This window comes from Bartonella queenslandensis AUST/NH15, assembly GCF_000312585.1.
GTDB classification, from domain to species: Bacteria; Pseudomonadota; Alphaproteobacteria; order Rhizobiales; family Rhizobiaceae; genus Bartonella; species Bartonella queenslandensis_A.
Window position 1 is genome coordinate 1 of record NZ_HE998345.1, and the last position, 300, is coordinate 300.

Genomic DNA, 300 nt, shown 5'->3' on the forward strand with positions numbered 1-300 from the left:
AGATAATCTTTCTACCGAAAAAAAACTTGAGATGCTTCAATACTTTGGTAGTGTTGGTGGTATTACACGGAAACAAAGCTGGCAAATGATTACACCAGATAAGCATGGTGATTGGATTCATCAACGGGATAATAGTTTTGCTACCTTTCTAACTTTGGGTGATAAGAAGGGTAATAACAAAAAGAAGGAAAATAATAAAAAGCTCTTTGAAACTTATTCTCTTGGCATTGTAACAACCGTGATGCGTGGGCATATAATTCAAGCCGTGAAGTTTTAGCAAAAAACATGAGTAATATGATT

1 pseudogene is annotated in these 300 nt (G+C 34.7%); it reads left to right on the forward strand.

Going from position 1 to position 300, the window contains the following annotated elements:
• Positions 1-300: pseudogene (locus BN338_RS12425) on the forward strand (type ISP restriction/modification enzyme); the annotation flags it as partial.